This window comes from Candidatus Poriferisocius sp. (assembly GCF_965214065.1).
Classification (GTDB): Bacteria; Actinomycetota; Acidimicrobiia; order Acidimicrobiales; family Bin134; genus Poriferisocius.
In genome coordinates, this window is sequence record NZ_CBDCAT010000023.1 from 96,954 (window position 1) to 117,847 (window position 20,894).

19 protein-coding genes and 1 pseudogene are annotated in these 20,894 nt (G+C 64.4%); 11 read left to right on the plus strand and 9 right to left on the minus strand.

The window, feature by feature from the left end; genetic code table 11:
- Positions 1-24: 24 nt before the first annotated feature.
- The 3 genes from ACOOGG_RS01900 to ACOOGG_RS01910 all read left to right on the plus strand — a co-directional run bounded on the left by ACOOGG_RS01900 (position 25) and on the right by ACOOGG_RS01910 (position 2,876).
- Positions 25-993: an LLM class flavin-dependent oxidoreductase gene (locus ACOOGG_RS01900; RefSeq protein WP_420431719.1), complete on the plus strand. Its 969-nt coding sequence runs from the start codon at positions 25-27 to the stop codon at positions 991-993.
- The gene (locus tag ACOOGG_RS01905; RefSeq protein ID WP_420431721.1) at positions 993-1,820 is read left to right on the plus strand and encodes an SDR family NAD(P)-dependent oxidoreductase; all 828 of its coding nucleotides are present in this window, start codon (positions 993-995) and stop codon (positions 1,818-1,820) included. Before ACOOGG_RS01900 ends, ACOOGG_RS01905 begins: the two co-directional genes overlap by 1 nt.
- A gap of 114 nt (positions 1,821-1,934) precedes the next feature.
- The gene (locus tag ACOOGG_RS01910) at positions 1,935-2,876 is read left to right on the plus strand and encodes a quinone oxidoreductase family protein (RefSeq protein WP_420431723.1); all 942 of its coding nucleotides are present in this window, start codon (positions 1,935-1,937) and stop codon (positions 2,874-2,876) included.
- Between the two features lie 15 nt (positions 2,877-2,891).
- On the opposite strand, the gene ACOOGG_RS01915 is transcribed toward ACOOGG_RS01910, so the two are convergent.
- Positions 2,892-3,362: a peroxiredoxin gene (locus ACOOGG_RS01915; RefSeq protein WP_420431725.1), complete on the minus strand. Its 471-nt coding sequence runs from the start codon at positions 3,360-3,362 to the stop codon at positions 2,892-2,894.
- A 92-nt stretch (positions 3,363-3,454) separates the two neighbouring features.
- On the opposite strand from ACOOGG_RS01915, the gene ACOOGG_RS01920 reads away from it, so the two are divergent.
- Positions 3,455-4,291: an SDR family NAD(P)-dependent oxidoreductase gene (locus ACOOGG_RS01920; RefSeq protein ID WP_420431727.1), complete on the plus strand. Its 837-nt coding sequence runs from the start codon at positions 3,455-3,457 to the stop codon at positions 4,289-4,291.
- A gap of 3 nt (positions 4,292-4,294) precedes the next feature.
- Here the strand turns inward: ACOOGG_RS01920 and ACOOGG_RS01925 are convergent, their stop codons facing one another.
- The 3 genes from ACOOGG_RS01925 to ACOOGG_RS01935 are packed head-to-tail and all read right to left on the minus strand — an operon-like array spanning position 4,295 to position 8,026.
- Entirely contained in the window at positions 4,295-5,269 is a 975-nt protein-coding gene (locus tag ACOOGG_RS01925; RefSeq protein WP_420431729.1) for an NAD(P)-dependent oxidoreductase, read from the minus strand.
- Between the two features lie 16 nt (positions 5,270-5,285).
- Entirely contained in the window at positions 5,286-6,767 is a 1,482-nt protein-coding gene (locus tag ACOOGG_RS01930; protein ID WP_420431731.1) for an aldehyde dehydrogenase family protein, read from the minus strand.
- Positions 6,768-6,805: 38 nt separating this feature from the next.
- Positions 6,806-8,026 (minus strand): amidohydrolase family protein, encoded by a 1,221-nt coding sequence (locus ACOOGG_RS01935; protein WP_420431733.1) that lies wholly within the window; start codon positions 8,024-8,026, stop codon positions 6,806-6,808.
- Positions 8,027-8,153: 127 nt separating this feature from the next.
- Here ACOOGG_RS01935 and ACOOGG_RS01940 point away from each other — a divergent pair, with 127 nt between their 5' ends.
- On the plus strand, positions 8,154-9,872 hold the full coding sequence (locus ACOOGG_RS01940; RefSeq protein WP_420431735.1) for an N-acyl-D-amino-acid deacylase family protein: 1,719 nt from the start codon (positions 8,154-8,156) through the stop codon (positions 9,870-9,872).
- Between the two features lie 75 nt (positions 9,873-9,947).
- Positions 9,948-11,150, plus strand: a complete 1,203-nt coding sequence (locus ACOOGG_RS01945) for an acetyl-CoA C-acetyltransferase (protein ID WP_420431737.1) — start codon at positions 9,948-9,950, stop codon at positions 11,148-11,150.
- 32 nt (positions 11,151-11,182) lie between these two features.
- On the opposite strand, the gene ACOOGG_RS01950 is transcribed toward ACOOGG_RS01945, so the two are convergent.
- On the minus strand, positions 11,183-12,445 hold the full coding sequence (locus ACOOGG_RS01950) for a cytochrome P450 (RefSeq protein WP_420431739.1): 1,263 nt from the start codon (positions 12,443-12,445) through the stop codon (positions 11,183-11,185).
- Between the two features lie 38 nt (positions 12,446-12,483).
- A pseudogene (locus ACOOGG_RS01955) lies at positions 12,484-12,699 on the minus strand (Rdx family protein); the annotation flags it as partial.
- Positions 12,700-12,816: 117 nt separating this feature from the next.
- Between ACOOGG_RS01955 and ACOOGG_RS01960 the strand changes: the two are divergent.
- Together ACOOGG_RS01960 and ACOOGG_RS01965 are read left to right on the plus strand one after the other, a co-directional pair.
- On the plus strand, positions 12,817-13,431 hold the full coding sequence (locus tag ACOOGG_RS01960) for a nitroreductase family protein (protein ID WP_420431741.1): 615 nt from the start codon (positions 12,817-12,819) through the stop codon (positions 13,429-13,431).
- Entirely contained in the window at positions 13,424-14,275 is an 852-nt protein-coding gene (locus tag ACOOGG_RS01965) for an enoyl-CoA hydratase/isomerase family protein (RefSeq protein ID WP_420431743.1), read from the plus strand. The genes ACOOGG_RS01960 and ACOOGG_RS01965 overlap by 8 nt, the downstream gene beginning before the upstream one ends.
- Here ACOOGG_RS01965 and ACOOGG_RS01970 read toward each other — a convergent pair.
- A complete protein-coding gene (locus ACOOGG_RS01970) occupies positions 14,272-15,036 on the minus strand; it encodes an amidohydrolase family protein (RefSeq protein ID WP_420431745.1) in 765 nt (254 codons plus the stop codon). The two genes, ACOOGG_RS01965 and ACOOGG_RS01970, sit on opposite strands and share 4 nt — an antisense overlap.
- A gap of 83 nt (positions 15,037-15,119) precedes the next feature.
- On the opposite strand from ACOOGG_RS01970, the gene ACOOGG_RS01975 reads away from it, so the two are divergent.
- Both ACOOGG_RS01975 and ACOOGG_RS01980 read left to right on the plus strand, forming a co-directional pair.
- Complete coding sequence (locus tag ACOOGG_RS01975) at positions 15,120-15,992, plus strand: crotonase/enoyl-CoA hydratase family protein (RefSeq protein WP_420431747.1); 873 nt, start codon at positions 15,120-15,122, stop codon at positions 15,990-15,992.
- A gap of 47 nt (positions 15,993-16,039) precedes the next feature.
- Positions 16,040-16,507, plus strand: a complete 468-nt coding sequence (locus ACOOGG_RS01980) for a PPOX class F420-dependent oxidoreductase (protein ID WP_420431749.1) — start codon at positions 16,040-16,042, stop codon at positions 16,505-16,507.
- A 42-nt stretch (positions 16,508-16,549) separates the two neighbouring features.
- Here the strand turns inward: ACOOGG_RS01980 and ACOOGG_RS01985 are convergent, their stop codons facing one another.
- Complete coding sequence (locus ACOOGG_RS01985; protein WP_420431751.1) at positions 16,550-17,383, minus strand: hypothetical protein; 834 nt, start codon at positions 17,381-17,383, stop codon at positions 16,550-16,552.
- Between the two features lie 16 nt (positions 17,384-17,399).
- Positions 17,400-19,121: an Eco57I restriction-modification methylase domain-containing protein gene (locus ACOOGG_RS01990; protein WP_420431753.1), complete on the minus strand. Its 1,722-nt coding sequence runs from the start codon at positions 19,119-19,121 to the stop codon at positions 17,400-17,402.
- A 295-nt stretch (positions 19,122-19,416) separates the two neighbouring features.
- On the opposite strand from ACOOGG_RS01990, the gene ACOOGG_RS01995 reads away from it, so the two are divergent.
- The coding region (locus ACOOGG_RS01995) for a hypothetical protein (RefSeq protein WP_420431755.1) at positions 19,417-20,894 on the plus strand (1,478 nt) is incomplete at its 3' end.

Below are 20,894 nucleotides of genomic sequence, written 5' to 3' on the forward strand. Positions count from 1 at the left end.
AACCAGGATCAGTAGGGTCACAGGATGCGCATTGGCATCTACCTGGACCTGCGGAATCCGCCGGAATGGCAAAAGCCCTGGCCCGACTTCTACCGGCAGTCGTTGGAGCTGGCCGTCCAAGCCGAAGAGTGGGGGGCCGACTCGGTGTGGCTCAGCGAGCACCACTTCTTCGAGGACGGCTATCTGCCCCAGCCCCTCACCTTCGCCGCCGCGGTGGCGGCACGAACCCAGCGGGTGCGGATCGGCACCGCCGTGCTGCTGGCCCCGCTGCGCCTCGCCCCCCAAATTGCCGAAGAGGCCGCGGTGGCCGACCAGATCAGCAACGGTCGGATAGACCTCGGGCTGGGCGCGGGCTACGTTTCCGACGAGTTCGCCGCCTACGGGGCCGACCTGTCCAAGCGCTACACCATCACCGACCAGCGGGTGCGAGAGGTGCGGGAGCTCCTAGATGGAGGCGTCGTCACCCCACCGGCGGTGCAGAATCCCTTCCCCATCTGGCTGGGCTACAACGGCCCCCAGGGCGCCCGTAGGGCCGGGCGGCTGGGCTGCGGCCTGCTGTCCATCAACCCGGCGTCGCTCGAGCCCTATACCCAGGGCTTGGCCGAGGCAGGCCACGATCCGGGCATGGCCAAAATGGCCGGGGTGGTGAGCATGGTGGTGGCCGACGATCCCGACGAGGCCTACGAGCGCATCCTGCCCCACTTGGCGTGGCAGCTAAATACCTACCGGGCCGCGGGGGCGTCGGGCACCGGCAAGACCCCCAGCCCGCTCACGGTGGAGAAGCTGCGGGAGCGCCGCAGCACCATGGGGGTCATCTCCCCGATGGAGGTGCTCACCCCCGATGAAGCCATCGAGCATCTGCGCGCCCTGTCAAAGGGCATCCCCATGGTGGAGGCATACTGCTGGGCCAGCATCGCCGGCATGCCCGACGATTTGGCCCACCGCCACGCCGAGTTGCTGTGCACCGTCGTTCGCGAAGGAGTCGCCGACTAATGAGCATCCAGTCTGAGAGCTTGCCCCTTGCCGAAATGTCCGCCCTGGTTACGGGGGGTGCGGGCGGCATCGGCCGGTCCACGGCTCGGTTGCTGGTGGGCGACGGCGCCCATGTGGTGATCGCCAGCCGCAGTTCGAGCCACCTCCAAAAGACGGCCGACGAACTGTCCCCGCTAGCGGCCGAGACCGGCGGATCCATCCGCTGGACCACCTGCGACGCCACCAATGGCGACCAGGTGCTGTCCGCAGTCGATCTGGCCGCTGAGCCCACCGGGCGGCTGGATATGGCGGTGTCGGTCCCCGGCGGAGGCGCAATGGCCGCAGTGCTCGACTACGAGCCAGAGCAGGTCGCCGAAATCGTCAGCTTCAACGTGGTGGCCCCCTTCATCATGATCAAACACGCCGGACAGCACATGGCCGACGCGGGGGGCGGGTCCATCGTGGCGGTGTCGTCCACCGCGGCCATCCAATCTTGCCGCTTCCTGGCCGCCTACTGCGCGGGCAAGGCTGGGGTGGACGCCCTGGTGAGAGTAGCCGCCGACGAACTGGGCGCTCTCGGGGTACGGGTCAACGCAGTTAGGCCGGGGCTGACCGCCACCGACACCACCCAAGGCCTGGTGAACAACGACTCGGTGGTGGCCCAGTATCTCGACCAGCAGCCCCTCCAGCGCATCGGCCGCCCCGACGACATCGCCGAGGCCATCCGCTTTCTGGCCGGCCCAGAGTCGAGCTTCACCACCGGCCAGTTCATCACCGTGGACGGCGGCCATACTCTGCGCTCCTTCGTCGACTTCTCCGACGTGGTGGCAGCCCGCTCTGCCTCCTAGTGACGTGTCACAGAGACATGCCCCAACCGCGTCTGCGGGCGGCGCGACGACGATGAAGTCCGGTGCTGGGATTGAGTCACGGTGCCCGGCGAAGAGTCGATAGCCTCTCGGCCCATGCGAGCAGTAGGCGTTATCGAGTACGGCGGACCAGAAGCGCTGGAAGTGGTGGAGCTCCCCACTCCAGAGGCTGGTCCCGGCAAGGTGAGGATTAGGGTGCGGGCCACCGCGGTCAGCCCTACCGATACCATTGCGCGTTCGGGTCTTCGGGCCGCTGACCAGGCCAAGACCGGCCCGCCGCCCTACGTGCCCGGAATGGACGTAGCCGGGGTGCTGGACCAGATCGGAGAGGGCACCGACACCGACCTGCAAGTGGGCGATCATGTCATGGCCATCGTGCTGCCTCGGGGTTCCCACGGGGCCTATTCGGAATATGTGGTGCTGCCGGCCGAATCGGTGGCTCGGATGCCAGAGGGAGTGTCGTTCGCCGAGGCCAGCACCCTGCCCATGAACGGTCTCACCGCCCGGCTGAGCCTCGATCAGCTCGCCCTCCAGCCCGGCCAGACCCTGGCAGTTACTGGCGCGGCGGGGTGCTACGGCGGCTACATGGTGCAGCTGGCCAAAGCCGACGGTCTGCGGGTGATCGCCGATTCTTCCGAGGCCGACGAGGAGCTGGTGGCCTCGTTCGGGGCCGACGTGATCGTGCGCCGGGGCGACGACGTGGCCGACCGTATCCGAGAACACGCCCCCGACGGCGTGGACGGGCTAGCCGACGGGTCAGTGCAGATGGAGCTGCTGGTAGCCGCGGTGCGCGATGGGGGAGGCTTCGCCTCGGTGCGAGGGTGGCCGGGCAACGGCGAACGGGGCATCCAATTCCACGTCACCTGGGTGTTCGACTACTTCAAGGAGCAGGCAAAGCTTGACCGCTTGCGCCAACAGGCCGAAGGCGATCAGGTATCCCTGCGGGTGGCTGGCACCGTCCCCATGGAGAACGCTTCGGAGGCCCACGCCCGATTGGAGGCCGGCGGCACCCGAGGCCGCTGGGTCATCGAGTTCTGAGTTAGCCCTGGGCCATTAATTGAGCGCTTTGATGTCGGCGATGATCTCGGCGGCGTGCTGAGCCAGATCTTGGCCCTCTAGGTCGTAGGCCTTGGCCACGGTGCCGTCGGGAGAGATCAGGTAGCTGATCCGACGGGGCAGGCCGTGCTCGAAGTAGGGCTCGCCTTCGGTCCGCTCGGCGTCATAGGCCCGCCCGACGGTCCGATCAGGGTCGGAGATCAGCTTGAACGGGAAGTCCTCGCCATCCACAAAGCCCTTTTGGTCTTCAACAGAGTCGAACGACGCCCCCACCACAACTGCGTCGAGGGCTTCAAACTCGGAGATTCGATCACGGAATCCCTGTCCCTGGATGGTTCAACCTCGGGTGGACGCCTTCGGGTACCACCAGAACGCCACCCAGTTACCCCGCAGATCGGCCAAAGCCAGATCGTTGCCGTCCTGGTCGGGGGCAGTGAAGTCCGGGGCCTTCGTACCTTCGCTCAACATGGGTGGAGACCCTAGTACCGGCGGTTTGAGACAGAGCAGTTGGAAGCGCCCCACTGCAAAGTGTGAACGCCGGTGAACTTAGGATGCTCGCCATGAAGCGATTCGAAGGTAAGAACGCCATCGTCACCGGAGCCAGCCGGGGCATCGGCAAGGGCATTGCCCAGCGGCTGGCTGCCGAGGGGGCAAACGTGGCCATCACCGCTCGAACCCTGGATTCCCACCCCACCCTGCCCGGCTCGCTCAACGAGACGCTGGCCGAGCTCAACGCCCACCCCGGCATCCACATCGCCATCCAGGCCGACTTGGCCGACGCCGACAGCCGGGCGACCATCGTGTCCCAAGCCCGGGAGGCGCTCGGCCCCATCGACATCCTGGTCAACAACGCTGCCGCCGCCATCTACCAGCCGATGGTGGGCTACCCGCTGAAGAGACGGCGCCTCATGCTGGAGATCAACCTGCTCGGCCCCCACGACCTCATCGACGCGGTGCTGCCCGACATGGAAGACGCTGGAGAGGGTTGGATCGTCAACCTCTCCAGCGCCACCGCCAACCTGGCCGTCGGCCCGCCATTCCCCGCCGATGGCGTGAAAGGCATCTTCGGGTTCTACGGCACTACCAAAGCAGCCCTCAACCGAATGACCAGCGCTCTTGCCGTGGAGCTGCACCCCCGCAACATCCGCATCAACACCATCGAACCCCAAGCCGCGGTGCTGTCCGAGGGCGCCGACGAGCTGGTGGGCAACATCCTGCGCCCCGACCAGATCGAGTCGATGGAGGCCATGGTGGAAGCGGCCGTGGCCCTCTGCGACTGCCCCATCGACTGCTGCGGCCAAATCCTGTCCAGCCTCCCCCTCCTCGACGAACTGGGTCTCACGGTGATGACCCTTGACGCCACCGCCCCTTATCCCGGCGGCCACCGGCCGATTTAGTGGTTAAACGGCTGGTCGTGCTACTTCGTGGCCGGTAGTGGGCGGTTCCTGATCGATGAGCTCGGCGGGGAAGCCGGGGGCTCGCAGGTCTTCTCCACAGGCGTCTTCTAGTCGTTTCACGATCATCGACGACCACGCTCGGGGGCCGTATCGTTCCAGGCCGTCGCGCATGATTGACACCGCCAGCGGCGACAGCTCCAGTGGCACGCCCAACTTGGCGCCTAAATGATCGAACAGAGAGAGGTCTTTGACCTCCAGGTCCATGGTGAAGTTGACGTTGTAGCTGCCGTTCAAGATCACCCGGCTCTCGGTCTCATGTACGAAGGAGTTGCCCGACGACACCCGGATACCTTCGTAGACCGTGGCGAGGTCAAGTCCTGCTTTCTTGGCCACCATGAGGGCCTCGCCAATAGCCAACAGATGCACTCCAGCCAGATAGTTGGTCACAACCTTGAGCACCGACGCGCTCCCCAAAGGCCCGGTGTGCACAATCTCGCAGCCCATGGCCGCCAACAGCGGCATCGCCCGCTCGAAAGCCGCTCTCTCGCCACCCGCCAAAATGGCGATGTTGCCGGTGGCGGCCCGGTGACAGCCCCCGGATACCGGCGCATCTAGCGGAATGCCACCGGCAGCCTCCACTAACTCACCGAGGCGGCGGACTTCAGCGTCGTCGGTAGTACTCATCTCCAGCCAAATCGTCTCTGGTCGGAGTCCGGTTATCACCCCGTCGGGAGCCTCCATCACCTCGGCCGAAGCTGCGGGTGACGGAAGGCAGGTCACGATCACGTCGCTGATTTGGGCCAGTTCCCGGCCGTTGTCAGCCCACCGTGCCCCTTGGGCCAGCAGTGGCTCAGCCGCGGCCCGGTCGAGATCTTGCACAGTCAGGTCGAACCCCTGCCGCAATAAATTGGCCGCCAGCTTCCCGCCGACGTTCCCCAGCCCGATGAATCCAACCCGGCCTATTGCTGGGGTCTCCATCAAACAGGAACGAGATCTACTTGGCCAGCCAGCTGAGGGCTTGGATCTCGCTGTAGGCGTGGAGGCCGAAGACGCCCCGGTCGCGGCCCACACCGCTCATCTTGAAGCCCCCGAAGGGGGCGTGGACGTGAGGGGCCAGTGAATTGAGGCCGACGTTGCCCGATTCGATGCGTCGGCCGACCTCGAAGGCCCGGGCAGTGCTGCCCGCGAACACGTAGCTGAACAGGCCGTAGTCGCTGTCGTTGGCCAGCTCCACGGCGTGGTCGTCGCCGTCGTGGGCCAGCACGGCCACCACTGGCCCGAAGATCTCGTGCTGGACCACGCGCATGTCGGGCTCGCAATCCACCAGCAAAGTGGGTTCCACGAAATACCCGGGCAGGTCTGGACGCCCACCGCCGCACTGCAAGGTGGCCCCATCGGCCACCCCGCTGGCAATGAAGTGCTCAACGCGGTTGCGGTGGGTCTCGGTGATGACTGGCCCGACGATCGTCTCCCGGTCGAGGGCATCGCCCACTTTGAGCATTCCGGCTACCGCGGTCAGCTTGTCCACCAGCTCGTCGTAGCGGGAGCGATGGACGATCACCCGGGTGGGCGCGGTGCAAATCTGGCCGCTGTGGAGCCCCCACACCGAGGCAATGGCCCCAATCGCCGCGTCCACGTCGCAGTCGTCGGTGAGAATGCAGGCTCCTTTGCCGCCCAGCTCCATGAGCAGGCGCTTCATGGTGGCTGATCCCGCCTCCATGATCTTCACCCCCACCGCGGAGGAGCCGGTGAAGCTCACCATGTTCACATCGGGCGAGGTAACCAGGCCGGCCCCGGCCGCGGCCCCCGAGCCGGTGATGATGTTGACCACCCCCGGCGGGAATCCGGCCTCCTCGATTATCTCCATCACCTTGATCATGGCCAGTGGATCCTGGGGTGCCGGCTTGATCACCACCGTGTTTCCCATGGCCAGCGCGGGCGCCGCCTTGCCCGACACGTTGACCAGAGGGAAGTTGTAGGAGGTGATGCAGGCCACCACCCCCACGGGCTGGCGGATCACATGGGCCCCGGCCAGACCAGCAGGCCCCAGCGGGTTGGCCTCCACCGGGTACGGCGTCATTGACTCGTCCAGGTCCACGGGGATCTCGTACTGACGGAATCGCTCGCCGCACGCTGGCAGCTGCACGGCCTCGGTGATGTTGATGGTGGCCCCGGTCTCCCCCTGCACCAACCCGGTCAAGCCGCCGATCCGCTCATCGATCAGATTGGCGGCCCGGCCTAGCAGGGCGCACCGCTCAGCCATGGGCGTGTCCCGCCAGCCGGGCAGAGCGGCTTTGGCTGCCGCGGCCGCGTCGGCCACCTGTGCCATCGACGCCTCGGGGGCGTGGCCGACGACCCGGGCGGTATTGGGATCGACGATCTCGTAGGTGCCCGCCCCGGGAGCAACCCATTCACCCCCGATCAGCAGGCGATACTCCTCGTCGGTGTTCAGCGGCTCCAACTCGGCCAGCGCCATGGCAATCCCCTTTATCGGTGCTCGTCTGTAAAGCGGGCCTAAGCGGCTATGCCGAACTTCTCCAGGCCATAAAGCTCGATGGCGTTGCCCCGGAGCAGCTTGTAGGTCTCCTCTTCATTGAGCTCGGCCTGGGTCACGATCCTGGTGGCCACTTCGAGGGTGTGGGGGAAGGTGGAGTCGGCATGGGGGTAGTCCACCTCGAAGGTGATCTGGTCCATGCCGATCAGGTCGCGGTTCCGCAGCCCGACCTCGTCGTCGAACATGCAGCCCCACACGTGGCCAGCAATGTAGGACGACGGAGGGTTGGGCAGGTTTATTCCGAACTCACCGTCATCATCGTTGATCCGCTCTTCCCACAACTTGTCCATGCGCTCGATCACATAGGGCATCCAACCCACCTGGCCCTCGCTATAGGCCACCCGCAGACCGGGGAACCGCTCGAATACCCCCGAAAGTATGTAGTCGCACATCGAGCCCATGGCGTTGCTGAAGGTGATGGTGGAGCTGACCGCGAACGGCGAGTCGGGTGACGTGCTCGGCATCTTCGATGATGAGCCGATATGCATGTTCACCACCGTGCCGGTCTCCTCGCAGGCTGCGAAGAACGGCTCCCAGAACTTGCTGGGATGATGGATCGACGGCAGTCCCAAGTGGTAGGGGTTCTCAGAGAAGGCCACCGCGAAGCTGCCCTTGTCGGCGCACCGATGGATCTCCTCAGCGGCAAGCTGGGAGTCCCACAGCGGGATGATGGTGAGCGGGATCAGCCGCCCCTCGCCATCGCCGGCGCACCATTCGTCAATCATCCAGTCGTTGTAGGCCTTGACGCACAACAGGGCCAGCTCCTTGTCCTCCCGCTCATGGAAGGTCTGGCCGCAGAACCGGGGCAGCACGTTGGGAAAGCAGATCGAGGCATCAACGTGGTTGGCGTCCATGTCAGCCAGGCGCTCCTTCTGCTTCCAACAACCGGGCAGAATCTCGTCGAACGTCACCGGGGTGTTGGTGAGGGGCTCGAAGCCGATGGCGGCCGACAGCTTAGGGAACGGATAGATCAGGTCGTCATAGAGCCACCAGTCGCCCCAAGTGCCGTCGGGGCCCCCTTTCTCATAGCTGAACACCCCGCCCTCGAAGTGAAACGTGGCCCTGTCGCGCTCCACCCGGGGGCAGCGGTCGTGGTACTTGCGGGGAAGCCGCTCAATCCAAAGGTCGGGCGGCTCGACCACGTGGTCGTCCACGGAGATGATGCGGGGGATGTCTGCCATGGCCCGAGAGCTTATCGACGCGGCAGCCAAGGTGATTCACCCAGCGTCTTGTTCTTCGCCTTCCGACAGGGGCATGGCCTAGATTGTTCACAAAACGTCCCGAAGGGGCGCATACAAGGGGCAAATCATGTTCGACACCATTATCAAGGGCGGAGACATCATCGACGGCACCGGCAGCCCTCGCTACCGGGCCGATCTGGGCTTGAAAGACGGGCGGATCTCGTCGATCGGAGACCTGAGCTCAGCCGACGCGGCTAATCTGGTGGATGCCGCCGGCAAGGCGGTGTGCCCCGGTTTCGTGGACGTTCACACCCACCTTGACGCCCAGGTGTTCTGGGACACCACGCTGAGCCCCTCCCCCCTGCACGGGGTGACCAGCGTGGTCGGGGGCAACTGCGGGTTCACCATCGCCCCCCTTACCGACGATCCCGCCGACGGAGAGTACCTGATGCAGATGCTGGCCCGGGTGGAGGGCATGCCCCTGGAGTCGCTCCAGGTGGGGGTGCCGTGGAACTGGCGCTCCACAGCCGAGTACTTCGACGCCTTCGATGGCACGCTGTCGATCAACACCGCCTTCAAGGTGGGGCACTCCGCGCTGCGCCGGGTGGTCATGGGTCCCGACTGCGTAAAGCGAGAGGCCACCCCCGAGGAGCTGGCCCAAATGCAGGACCTGCTCCGCGCCGGGCTGGAGGCCGGCGCTTTGGGGTTCTCGTCCTCGTATGCCCGCACCCACAACGACCCCTTCGGCAACATGGTGCCCAGCCGCTACGCCAGCCGCCACGAGCTGGTGGAGTTGGCCCGGGTGTGCTCGGAGTACGAGGGCACATCGCTGGAGATCATCCCCTGCGTCGGCCCGTTCGACGACGACGCCATGAATCTCATGACCGACATGTCGGTGGCTGGCCAAACCCAGCTCAACTGGAACGTCATGACCGTGGCTGAGGGCAACTTGGACGAGTGCTACGCAAAGCTGGAGGCCAGCGACCACGCCAAGGCCAATGGCGGCAAGGTGGTGGCCCTCACCGTGCCCATGGCCTTCTCGGTACGCCTGAGCATGGCCGGCGGCTTCGTGCTTGATGCCCTGCCCGACTGGGAGGGCGCCATGCTGGCCCCGCCCGCCGAGAAGATGGCGCTGTTGGCCGACCAGGCCGAGCGCGACCGCCTGGCTGAGCTGGCCCAGCAGCCCGGACCCCTCAAGGGCCTGGCCGACTGGTCCACCAAGATCATCTTCGACACCTTCGCCCCTGAGAACGAGCAGTATCGGGGGCGTACGGTAGGCCAGATCGCCGAGGACGAGGGCAAAAGGCCGTTCGACGCCCTGTGCGACATCGTGGTGGCCGATGAACTGAAGACCTCCTTCGGCACCCCGCCGCCGGTGTCCTCCAATGAGGACTGGAAAGCCCGCATGGAGATCTGGCGGGACGGCCGGGCGGTGATCGGCGCCTCCGATGCCGGCGCCCACCTCGACCTGTTCATGACCGCCAACTACGCCACCTCCATGCTAGGCCAGTGCATGCGGGAACAGAAGCTGATCTCGATGGAGGAGGCCGTTCATTTGATGACCGACGTGCAGGCCCGGCTCTATGGCCTCAAGGAGCGGGGCCGGCTCCAAGAGGGCTGGCACGGCGACGTGGTGGTGATCGACGAGGGCCAGGTTGGGGCCAAGCCCCTCACCGTGGTGGCCGATCTTCCCGCTGGCGCCCCCCGCCTCTACGGGGAAGCCGACGGCATCGACCACGTTTTCTGCAACGGCGAGGAGATCGTTCGCTCCGGCCAGTTCACCGACGCCCGACCGGGCAAGCACCTCCGCAGCGGCAGCGACACCGAACGAGTAGATCTGTCCTAACCCGACCTGTCCTAGCCTCCAAGAGGCCCCAACTCAACCGATCTATAGATCCCTACCAACCAACAGGAGCCCACCATGCCCGAAGCAGTCATCGTCGCCACCTCCCGCACGCCCATCGGACGGGCCGTGAAGGGATCGCTGGTCGACGTCCGCCCCGATGACATGTCGGCGTTCATCATCGACGACGTGATCGGCAAGGTCCCCCAGATCGACGGTTCTGACGTCGAGGACGTGATGTGGGGTTGCGCTCAGCCTGCGGGCGAGGCGGGCTACAACATCGCCCGGCTGTCGGGGCTTTTGGCCGGACTCGACGTGCCCGGCGTTACCGTCAACCGCTACTGCTCCTCGTCGCTCCAGACCATCCGCATGGCCGCCCATGCGGTGCGGGCTGGAGAGGGCGATGTGTTCGTGTCGGGCGGAGTGGAGTGCGTGAGCCGCTTCGCGGCGGGAGCTTCCGACCGGGGCGGCAAGAACGACAAGTTCGCCGAGGCCGAGGCCCGCTCGGCTGAGCGCACAGGCGAGGGCACGCCGACATGGTCACCCCCTGAGGGTCTGCCCGACATCTACATCGCCATGGGCCAGACCGCAGAGAACGTGGCCCAGGCCTGGAATGTGAGCCGCGAGCGCCAAGACGAGTTCGGCGTCAGGTCCCAGAACCGGGCAGAGGCCGCCCAGGAGCGTGGCTTCTTCGAGCGGGAGATCACCCCCTATCCCCTGGCCGACGGCACGCTGGTGAGCACCGACGACGGTATTCGGGCCGGCACCGTCATCGAGAAGGTCTCCCAGCTCAATCCGGTGTTCCGCCCCGACGGCACCGTTACCGCGGGAAACGCCTGTCCCCTCAACGACGGGGCCGCCGCGGTAGTGGTGATGAGCGACACCAAGGCTGCTGAGTTGGGCCTCAAGCCGCTGGCCCGGATCGTGGCGTCCGCGGTCGCCGCAGTGAACCCCGAGATCATGGGCCTCGGACCCATTCCGGCCATCACCCAGGTGCTGGACCGAGCCGGCATGACCATCGACGACATTGACTTGGTGGAGATCAACGAGGCGTTCGCCGCTCAGGTGATTCCTTCGGCCGACGAGTTGGGCATCGACTTCGAAAAACTCAACGTGAACGGCGGCGCCATCGCATTGGGCCATCCCTTCGGTATGACCGGCGCCCGCATCATGGGCACCTTGCTCAACGGGCTGGAGGATGCCGACAAGACCATCGGGATCGAGAGCATGTGTGTGGGCGGCGGCCAGGGCATGGCCATGATCGTGGAGCGGTTGAGCTAGCCGGATCTGTCAACCTGGGGTTGTTCGAGCGTTTAGGCGAAAGGGTTGGTCGCGCCAGAACGCACCCCGGGCGTGAAGGTGGCCGGCATCGATACCACGCCTGTCAGCAGTAGATTGCCCGGGTAGGGCTTGAATCCGTCGAGGTCGATTTCGTAATCACCGATGCGGGCTAGCACGTCTCTGAGCATGAGCTCCGATTCGATGCGGGCGATCGACGAGCCAATGCAACGGTGGCCACCCAAACCAAAGGCCAAGTGCTTGTTTGCCTGGCGTTCGATGCGAATCTCGCCGGGGTCATCGAAAACAGCGGGATCATGGTTGGCTGTAACCCAGCTGATGAGCACAATGTCGCCCCGCTTGACTTGGCGGCCGCCCAGCTCAACGTCGCGGGTGGCGGTGCGGGTCAGGGTCTCGCTGGGACTGTAGAAGCGGAGGAACTCCTCGACTGCAACCGGGATCAGGGTGGGATTCTCGATGAGCCGGGCGCGGTCGTCGGGGTGGGTTCCCAAATGGTGCAGTCCCCACGACACCAGCGACGTGGTGGTGTCGAGGCCGCCAGCCACCAGATTCCACATGATGGCGGTGATCTCGTCGTCGTTAAGCATTCGGCCATCCAGCGGGGAGGAAACCAGGGCGGTAGTAACGTCGTCGGCCGGATTCTCTCGGCGAAATTGGGCGAAGTCGCGCAGCTCGCCCCACATATCCGGCTGATGGGCGATTGCGCTGAGATACCGCTCATCGGTGGGCTCATAGGACGAGGTGGCGTGAAAGAAGTCGGCGTAGTGCTGCCAGTTGGATGACACCATGCCCATCATCTCGAGCGTTAGCACCGCGGGAACCGGGGTGGCGTAGTCGAGCACCAAATCTGCCTCGCCCGACTCAACTATCTCATCGATGAACCACGCCGACACTGCCTCCATCCTCGGCCGGGTGCTCTCGACGGCATTTATGGTCATGAGCGGGTTCAGCACTCGCCGCAGGTCGGCGTGCTCGGGTCCATCGATCTCGGAAACGCCTTGGCGAGGTATGTACGACGGACGGGGAACGCCGCATATGCCCATATAGGAGATGCCGTCGGGGGCATCGGGCTCGTACTTGTGGGCGAACGTCTCGTTGTCTCGGCCTACTTGGGCCACCGACTCATAGTCGGTGACCATCCAGAAACCGCCATAGTGCTCGTTGAACACCACCGGGCAGCGCTCCCGCAACTCGTGGTAGCGGCTATGGCGGTCGGCTACGAACTCCAGGGACTGATGATTGATGTCGACTGTGTCATCTGCGGTGCCGCCGTCCACGCCCGCAGCGTAGTGGCCTGCTCGGGCGGGCTGGACAGCTACGAGCCGTAGACCAGCACTCCTTCGGCATACTGCTCGGCAAAGAGCTTCAGCACCTCGCCGACATCGGCGTGTCGACAGCAGTCCTCTTTGGAAAAGAGCATCTCACCGTCGACTTCCACGTCGAAGATGCCTGACGCACCGGTCACCAGGGTCAGATCCTCGATGATGTGCTGGTAGTTCTGAAGCAGGTCCTTGGCAGCGCTCACGGCGTGCTCGGAATAGTTTCAAGGAACTCAATAGGTGATGGTGATGCGGTGCTTTTCCGCCATGGGAGCAGGCTACCGCTGAGGCGGGCTGCCTACTACTACTCTCCGCTACTCTCAGCGCCCATGAACCAGGCAACCGCCGAGGTCGGAGTGTTCGAGGCCATGCACACCCAGCGGGCGGTGCGGCGCTATCTGCCCGACACGGTGCCCGATGAGCTGATCACCAAGGTGTTGGACGCCGCCATCCGAGCCCCCAGCGCCATCAACGGCCAGTTCGCCCGCTTCGTGGTGGTGACCGATCCTGAAAAACGCCGCCAGCTGGGTGAGTTGTATCTGGATGCCCAGCAGCAGTCGTACAACAACCCGGCGGGGGGAACTGAATGGCTGCGGGGTCAGGAGGCTGAAATCGTTGAGAAGGCCGCCAAGTTCGCCGGCGAGGTCGGCGACGTGCCGGTGTTCATCATGGTGTGCTCCACTCAGCGGGGGGTGAGCCACTCGGTGTATCCCGCGGTGCAAAATCTCCTGGTTGCGGCCCGCAGCCTGGGCCTGGGCACCGTTTTAACCACGCTGCACACTTTTCGGGCCGATGAGGTGCGGGCCGTGCTCGACATCCCCGAGGACGTCCACATCGTGTGCGGCATCCCGATGGGCTGGCCCGCGGTGCCCTTCGGCCCGGTGCGCCGTCGGCCATTGTCTGAAGTTGCCTACTGGAACCAATGGGAGGGCTCTGATGAATAGGCAGAGGAGTGAACAGGGTTTCGGACCCTTCTCGATGACGGTCGACAACGGGGTTGGCTGGGTGGTGGTCGACCATCCGCCCAAGCAGTTGGTGGACGGTGCTCTGATCGGCGGGTTGATGGGGCTGCTGAACGCGGTCGAGGCCGATGAGCAGGTGGGGGTGCTGGTGTTCGAGAGCGCCGATCCCGATTTCTTTCTGATGCACGGTGATGTCGAGCAGATCCTGGCCATGGAGGCGTCGGCCGAGGTGCCGGCCGAGCCCAACGTTGCCGCCGCCACGTTCGACCGGTGCCGCACCATCGGGGTGGCCACCATTGGAATGATCGACGGCGTGGCCCGGGGCGGCGGTTCGGAGTTCTTGCTGTCGCTCGACATGCGCTTCGCCGGACCTCGCACCGTGCTCGGCCAGCCCGAGGTAGCCATGGGCATCATCCCTGGAGCCAGCGGCACCCAGCGTTTGGCCCGCTTGGTGGGCCGCAGCCGGGCGCTGGAGATCGTCTTGTCGGGCAACGACGTGGCTGCCGAGGAGGCTGAGGCCATCGGCTATGTCAATCGGGTGCTCCCCTCCGACCAGCTCCGGGCCCACACCGCCCAGGTGGCCCGCCGGATTGCCGCCTCGCCGAGGTTGTCCATCGCCAAGGCCAAGCAGGCCGTTGATGCTGCCTTGGGGGCGGTGGAACCAGGGTTGTTGACCGAGACCCAGGCGATGATGGCCTGCTCGGCCACCGGCCAGCACGTGCCGTTGATGCAGCGCTTCCTCGACGCCGGGGGCCAGACCCGCGAGGTTGAGCGCGACCGAGAGGCGATGGCCGCAGTGATCGACCAGATGCTTGGGTTGGTTTAGCTCAACTCGGGCCACAGAGCCAGCGCAGTGCCACCCAGGAACTGGGCTTGCTCGCTGGGAGACATCGCATCGCAGGCCGCCCGGGCCTGGTCGGCCAACTCGGTGTAGGGCCGATCGTGGGTCTGGGAGTAGTCCGATCCCCACATGAGCCGGTCAAGGCCGAATTGGTCGGCCAGCCGCTCCAACGTGGTCGCCGGGTCGCCCGCATCCAGCACATGGGGGGTGACTTTCAGATAGAGATTGGCCAGGTGGGCGTAGTCGCCGATCGTCTCGGGGGCGAACCCGCAGTGATCCAGGGCCAAGATCACATCAGGATGTGCCGCCACCGCGTCGGCCAGAGCGGGCAGGTACTCGGGCACCGTGGCTGCGCTGACCCGCAGGCCGAGCCGCCGCGCGGTGTCCCAGGTGGCCTCTTGGTGCAGCGGCCCTCCCCCGCCGATGGCAAAAAACCGGACCCCGCCTGCTCCGGCGGCAGCCAGCGTGTGGAGTTCGGCTGGGTCGTCCACGATGACCACTGCGCTGAAGGTATCTGGATGGGCCGCCCGAGCGTCCAGCACATAGGAGTTATCGGTGCCGTAGCCCCCCTGGGCCTGCACCAGCACCGCCCGATCAACGCCAGCGCCGGCTAATTCGGCCTTGAGCTCCTCCACCGTCACCGGCGCCTCGTACACCCACTCCACCCCCGGATAGTCGGCCACCTGGAGCGGGTACTTCTCATGGTCGTCAGATATCACGTGAGTATGGGTGTCCACTACGAGCACTTGGGTATTCTGCCCCGCAACGCCCCCCAACGCCGATCCCGCGGCGCCTCCGAACAGACAGGTCGGCTGCGAAAGGAAACCAGATGCCCAACCCAGACCTCGACTACACCTGCTTCGACGTCACCCTCGAAGGTGGGATCGCCCACCTCCGGCTCTCGCGTCCCGAGGCCAAGAACACGATGATCCCCGAGTTCTGGTCTGAGCTGCCCGCTGCGGTGAACGATCTGTCGGACTCCGGGGAGGTTCGGGCGCTGGTGATCTCCTCCACCGGACGCCACTTCACCGCGGGCATGGATCTGGCGGTGTTCACCCAACCGGGCTCGTTGTCCTCTTCTGGCCCAGACACCACAGAGCGGCCTGAGTTCGGCCGGGTTCGGGCGGAGACGCGGAACTTGGCGCTGACCCTCCAGGAGTCCTTCAGCTGCCTGGAGAAGGCCCGCATGCCAGTGCTGGCCGCGGTTCAGGGAGGCTGTGTCGGCGGAGGGGTGGACATGGTTTGCGCCGCCGACATGCGGTACTGCACAGCCGATGCGTTCTTCTGTATTCAGGAGATCAACATTGGCATGACCGCCGATGTGGGCACCCTGCAACGGCTGCCCCGGATCATTCCCGACGGCCTAGCCCGTGAGTTGGCCTATACCGGCCGCCGGCTTACTGCTGACGAGGCGAAGGCAGCCGGGCTAGTCAACCAGGTCTACCCAGACAATGAGGCCATGGTCGAGGGAGTTCTCGCCATCGCCCGGGAAATTGCCCAGCGTTCGCCGCTGGCCATTTGGGGGTCGAAGGAGATGCTCAACTACACCCGCGACCACAGCGTGGCTGACAGTCTCAACTACGTGGCCACCTGGCAGTCCGGCATGTTCCACCCCGACGACATGGCCGAGGTCTTCAAGGCCAAGAGCGAAGGCCGCGATCCCGCTTTCCAGAACCTCCTGCCCGTACGGCGCACTCTGTAGTTCTCCCAGTAGCCCTAACGACCGCCCAAGACCACTAGCTTCACTCCATGGCTTCAATTGCTACCGACCGCTATGTCGAGCGGGCCGAGATGGAAGACTTCGTCCGCCCCCGCCACCGAGGCGTGCTGCTCACCACTCGCCGCAACGGACGCCCCCAGAGCTCGCTGGTAACGCTGGGCCTCGACACCAGCGGCCGGGTGGTGGTGTCCAGCTATCCCGAACGGGCCAAGTCGATCAACGCCAAGCGCAACTCGGCCGCCTCAATGGTGGTGATGTCCGATGAGTTCGGCGGCGAGTGGATACAACTCGACGGAACAGCCGAGGTCCTCGACATGCCAGAGGCCCTCGACGGCCTGGTCGAGTACTTCCGAGTTATCTCCGGCGAGCACCCCGACTGGGACGAATACCGCCAAGCCATGGCCCACCAAAACAAATGCCTCATCCGCCTCACCATCTACCAATGGAGCCCAATCTCCAAAGGCGGCTTCCCCGCCCGCCTCGCCGAGGATCCCTAGGCAGAATCAATCAGGATTGGGACTGTTAGACGCGTAGAGTCGCTATTGGCGCAGCGCCTGCAAATCAACACAGGCCTTGTACAGAACTCGCTCGAGCTGTAGGTCTGGTGGTACGCCATCTCGTCGGCTGTAGTCGGTGAACGAGTCGCCCTCGGGTTCGAAACAGTAGAGGCCGACGGCATCGAGGACTTGTTGTGCCGTTGAGGCCCACTTGAGGGTTCGCTCGAAATCGCTGTCGCTGATGACCCGAACTGCGATGAAGAAGTAGATCTTCGGCTCGACTGTGCGGAGCCAGGTGGTGAGGTCTCCTCCACCCGGTCCCCCAGAACGCGGCGCTGTGCCACTCATGGCCTGGCGCCTGCTGAATTCGCCCTTCAGGTCAATGCACTTGAAGGCAAGCTCTTTGACCCGCTTGTCGATGTCGGCTGATCCGGGGCGTCCGCGCTCTTTCTGCCTCGGTGAGTTGATGTGCTTGGGTGTGCCCATCATCTTCGCTTCAAGCATGAACTGGAGATCCCCTTCTGCGGGATACACGCAGTCAAGATTGTGTTTAGGCACGATCAGCCCAGGTACGGGTCGGCGAGATGTCAGGAGCTGAACGCCAGAGCACTGCTTGAGAAGCAGAACCAGTAGATCGTTGAAGAAGTCGCCCTTTCCGTTTTGGAGATCAGCACCTAGATCAGACTTCTCGTCGTCCGTCATGTCTGCACCGACAGAAGCGGCTATGGACGCGTCGAATTCAGACATTGCGGCCAGAAACGATTCCTCAACCTGGTTCCAGCTTGTATGCCCTTCGGCTTCGGCTTCGCCATACACGCTGAGAAACGGAGCGCATCGCTGGCTCGTGGCCCATCGGGCATTCGTTGGAGCGGGCATCTATCGGTTCTGCCTGTCAAATCTGGGGTGACTGCAAGCAGTGAGCTGAGGGAGGCCCGAGATGGTCTGCGCCTCTGTTCAGGCCATAGGCCTCTGCTGCGGCCTCGGTGGCCGCACTTCGATCACGTTGCCTGAATGCGTTCCGCAGACGTTGCTGCAAGTCCGAGCTGATGGCATCAGGTTTGGGTACCCGGATTTTGCGTAGGTACTGCGCTTGGAACCGGAAAGTTCGTCCTCGCATTTTCACGCAGTAGGCCCCAACGAAGAGGTTCGCGACATCAGACAAAAGAATCCCGCCCAGCACTTCGAGGTCCCATTTGTCGGAGACCACGTAGTACAGGTTGTGATGGGGGTAGAACCCACCAGGGTCCAAGACGGGATGAGAAAGAGCCTTAATATCAGGCAGCAGCAGCTTGGGCCGGTCGATGAGTTCAGGATCGACCCGGTCAATCGTCCGGTACCAGGCTCTAGGTTGCCTCTGGGCAACATAACGAGATCGAAGCTGTTTGCTGTTTTGCGCGAAGTGCCCTGCGAGTCCCGGATAGCCAGAGAGATCTACAAGCCCATTCTCTCCCCAAGGGTTGATCAGGTACTTGCCTGACCAATCAGGACGACCTGTCGCGATATCGCCTGCGGTCAGGAGCGGGAGCAGGCGATCGGTCTCCACTCCCTCGGCCTCAGCCCGGATATAGACCTCGTCACATCCAGTAGCGACCCCGATGCCAACGCGGGTCCCCGTCCGAGAATCTTCAAGTGGGGCAAATCGGCTTTCGAGATCAGCCAACAATTCAAGTGTCTTTGGAGATCCTGCCGGCCACAGAGCTGGACCTTCGAACCACCTTGTCAACTCCCCTGCTTCAAAGCCGCGGGAGCTAGACAAGGCATGCTGTGGGTTACGTAGCCAATCGAGCACCAAAGAGGCCTCACGTTGATCGAAGGCAGCGTTGGCATCCACCACGCGCACAGGACCCTGGACGCCATTACGAAGGATGGTTATGGCCGGGTACGCCGACACCTCTTCTTCGAACGCGTCAACATCATGCATAACCATGACCGAGTCAACGGCATACCGGCTCGACACCAACTTGCGGAGGTGCGCTCCGTATTGATTCCGCATCCACCGATCCGCGCAGATGTAGGCCAGCCGCCCCCCAGGACCAAGCAAGGACAAGCCCTTCTCAAAGAACCCGACGTAGATGTCCGCTCGGCCTCGCATGGTTGGCCACATGGACCGATAGGCATCGCTGACTTCCTTCGGGACGTCTTCAAGACGGACATACGGCGGATTCCCCACTACAAAGTCAGCAGGCCGCATCGGCTCTTCACTCAGCAAGAAATCACTCGTCACGACCCACCGCTGAGCTAGGCGCTCTGCATTCTCGAGGGTCTCACCCAAATCGACCAATTTGGCTACCACTGCCTTGCGGGCAATCTCGGCATTGTGGCCAAGCAGATCGAATCCAGCGATGGCACCCTCTAGCTCGGACAGCCGACGGCCATGAGAAGCGCAGGACTCTGCCAGCCTCTCGACAATTGGAAGAAGAAACGCCCCGCGACCGCACGATGGTTCCACGATCACCTTTGCTCCCAAGTCGGCCTCGGGTACATACCCGACAAGGTCAAGCATCAGGTCAACGACCCACCGCCTAGTAAAAACCTCGCCATACTCGCCTTGATCGCCAGCTCTGATCCTTGGCTCTTGAGGTTCCACAAGCGGCAATTGCCGGGCGTCGCTCACCCCGCACCGCCAGAGACGGGCAAACCACATTGGTGGAATCTCATACCTGTACATTAGCTACACACAGTGACAACTATGCGCCGCTCGGTACTGCCGAAGACAGGGTCTCCAGCCAACATCGAACTGAGTCGTCTCGAGCCGATCCGTGCCTAGTAGCCGCGTGAGTATCCCTTCTTTGGCCGGTCACCTCGATTGGGAGGTACCCATGTCATTGGTGGAAAAGGAGAGGCCGTGAGGTTCCCCCCTTTTCGTGGATTGATTTTTTCGGGGGGGGGGGGGGGAACGGTAGACCAATATGAGCTGGCGAGTTTTGCGCTGCGAGGAGGCCCTCGCCGCCGACAAAACCATTGACTGCTGGGGCGGCAACAACATCTGGAGCAACATCGACTACGGCTTGACCGACGCGCCCGACGGGCAATACACCGCTATCGCCGCCGGCTGGGATCACTCGTGCGCCATCGCCGCCGATAACACCATCGACTGCTGGGGCGACAACAGGTACGGCCAGGCCAATGTGCCTGTGCCGGTCTTTGACGCCTCGGCGGAGGGGATAGCCGTCGCCCCCGGCGGAACCGTTGCTTGCACTGTGGCATGGAATGGGGAACCAGAGCTCGTCTGTAGCGGTGGGCAGGCCGGCGGCGACGGGACCAGCCCGGATGACGCCCAGACCAACATGGCCTCTTTGAACGGGACTGTCTCTGCTCCCAGCGGCGTGTCCACAGATGATGTGGTGGTGTCGGTGGTCGCTTTCTGTTGGGGCGGCTGCGATGGCGGGGGGCAGCCCGGCGGCTCCGCCGAGCGCCCGCGGGGTCTGGATCCGGCGGAGTTCCTCGCCGAGACCGGGGTGGACAGCTCGGGCCGGTGGTCGGTTGCCGTGCCGGAGCCGCAAAGCCAAGACCTCAATGCATTATGGCTGCTGGTCTGGGATGAAGGCGGGGTGCTCGCCCCTCATTACCGCTTCGTTTGGGTTCTCTGGCCGGACGTTGAGTTCGGCGACATCGACATCGGCGACGCCGACGTCGAGCTCGAGGCCGGCGGCCGGGTGACGGGCCGGTTCTCCACACCTGATGGCAGGCCTCCGCCCAGCGGCGACTACGCGCTATGGGGAAGCGGTGACTGGCTGCTCGACGTCGACCCCCAGACCGGCGAGTTCACCTCCCCGGTCGTGGCCCCCGGCGACTACAGCCTCGCCCACGGCAACCACGTTGAAGGGCACCTCACAAACAACGCCGCCGCCGAGGTCGAGGTCGCCGCCGGCCAGACTGCAGACGCTGGCACCGTGCGAGTCCAACAGCTCGGCCAGATAACCGTCGCGATCGCCTACAGCGACGGCCAACCCATCCAAGGCGTCGCTGTCTCAGGCCGAATCACCTCCCAGAACCCCTACCAGTCGATGCCCCCCAGCCCCTTCTCCACCACAGGAACAGGATTCTTCTCGGCCGCTAACGACGACGACGGGACCCTCACCGCACAAGGCCTCTACCCCGGAGAAGACTGGCAAATCACAATGGTGATCCCAACCGGAGGCCAATACACCGCCATCGCCGCAGGCGGCGAACACACCTGCGCTATCGCCGCCGACCAGACCATCGACTGCTGGGGCGGCAACGACTACGGCCAGGCCGACGCGCCCGACGGGCAATACACCGCCATCGCAACCGGCAGTTTACAAACCTGCGCTATCGCCGCCGACCAGACCATCGACTGCTGGGGCCGCAACGACTACGGCGAGGCCGACGCGCCCGGCGGGCGGTACACCGCCATCGCAGCCGG